Origin of the sequence: Streptococcus sp. 1004_SSPC (genome assembly GCF_001069025.1) — a bacterium.
Taxonomy (GTDB): domain Bacteria; phylum Bacillota; class Bacilli; order Lactobacillales; family Streptococcaceae; genus Streptococcus; species Streptococcus vestibularis.
The window spans coordinates 1-1,526 of record NZ_JWGQ01000021.1 but is presented as its reverse complement, the minus strand read 5'-3'; the positions used below and the strand labels follow the sequence as shown (position 1 = coordinate 1,526).

Below are 1,526 nucleotides of genomic sequence, written 5' to 3'. Positions count from 1 at the left end.
GGAGAGTGGATGGCTCTGTCGGACACGTCCCAAGAAAGTACCAAATCTAGGTAAAACTTACCATGTAACAGACAATAGGCTGGATCGTGATTTTCAGGCAGACAAGCCTATGGAGAAGCTTGTCACAGACATCACCTACCTCTACTTTGGAAACTGTAGACTTTATCTATCTTCAATCATGCTTCCTAAGTGGAGAAACTTAACCAAAGATAATATAACAGATATTGTTAAAAATCACATCATATTTTATAATGAAACTAGAATTCAACGAAAATTAAATGGTCAGTCTCCTGTAGAGTACAGAAAATTGGTCGCATGAGAATTTTTTTCTTGTCCCATTATTGGGGTGCAGTGCCTTTCTTGTCCAAGTATTTTCTTGTATATTACGGCTGAGTTGCTAAATGAGTGTATAGAAAAAGGAATCGCGAGATTCCTTTTCATTTTTTAGAATGGCAATTTACCTGCAAAGGCACCCATTGATTTTTTAGTCGCTTCGTCAATTTGTCCAAGAGCATCGTTAAGTGCTTGAACAGTCATATCTTGAAGTGTTTCCACATCATCAGGATCCACAACAGCATCAGCGAAAGTGATGTTAACCACTTTTTTGTCACCAGTTAATTCAGCCACAACCAAGTCTTGGGCTGATTTTCCAGTGAAGGTTGTAGCAGCCAACTCAGCTTGGCTTTTTTCCATTTGTTTCTGAAGCTTTTGAGCTTGCTTCATCATGTTTTGCATGTTCATCATAATGTTTTCTAGATTCCTTTCATATCAAGGGGTTAGCCCTTGTTTCTTAAATTTTACTGCCCACTTCTGCCCAGAAATGAGTAGTATAAAAATCTTAACTATTATACCATGTTTAGCTTGATTAACAAAGTGAGAGAGGGCCAAAGAGAATCTGGTATTATAGGGGAGTTCAGTCTATTTAGAACGAAGTTATCAAGAGGTTCTAGCAAAAAAACTATCGGACCAATTACAAAAACAAGAAATCTTTAAATTGTAAGACTTGTTAAAAATAGTGTACAATGGTTTATTGTTAATCCGGTCAAAAATTCGATTGGAGAAAAATAGAGAGAGAAGCTGACAATGAAAAAAGCAATATTTTAGGGATTTTTGTGGGACTATTTTTAGGGCTGGTTACAGTCTTAGGAATGAGCCTATTTATCTTTATTAATTTAAAATTTAACTCTGTTTATTATGCTCAGCATATCCCTCATAAGGAGGGGACAGATCCGGACGTCATTATGCTGATGGAGAATATGGGTTGGGCCTATACACCGGAAATAGAAGGTATTAGCTATGATGATGATGGGTCGTACGCTATAACTAGAGAAAAAGGAACTAAAACGTCTGTATTAAGTTTTACGAATGGTACTCTATTTTTTTTCCTGGACTCAGGTGAAAGTTATCTTTTTGATCGTAATTTTTCTATCCAACATGCTTTTGACAAACGTTATCACAATATTAAATATAATCAACGAAAAGTCCTAAAAGAAATTAGAGAGACCGTTCAACCTGTGATTGATGCT

Annotated in this window: 3 protein-coding genes and 1 pseudogene; 3 read left to right on the top strand and 1 reads right to left on the bottom strand. The window is 36.2% G+C overall.

Features of this window, described 5'->3' with window-relative positions:
* Positions 1–181: pseudogene (locus ADF62_RS11845) on the top strand (IS3 family transposase); the annotation flags it as partial.
* Positions 179–319 (top strand): IS3 family transposase, encoded by a 141-nt coding sequence (locus tag ADF62_RS11840; RefSeq protein ID WP_414716207.1) that lies wholly within the window; start codon positions 179–181, stop codon positions 317–319. The pseudogene ADF62_RS11845 and the gene ADF62_RS11840, both read left to right, overlap by 3 nt.
* 125 nt (positions 320–444) lie before the next feature.
* Here the strand turns inward: ADF62_RS11840 and ADF62_RS02205 are convergent, their stop codons facing one another.
* Positions 445–744 carry a YbaB/EbfC family nucleoid-associated protein gene (locus ADF62_RS02205; protein ID WP_002884818.1) on the bottom strand — a complete coding sequence of 100 codons (300 nt, stop codon included), beginning with the start codon at positions 742–744 and terminating at the stop codon, positions 445–447.
* A 404-nt stretch (positions 745–1,148) separates the two neighbouring features.
* Between ADF62_RS02205 and ADF62_RS02200 the strand changes: the two genes are divergently transcribed.
* Positions 1,149–1,526, top strand: a 378-nt coding sequence (locus ADF62_RS02200) for a hypothetical protein (protein WP_239664979.1), incomplete at its 3' end; no start/stop codon positions are given.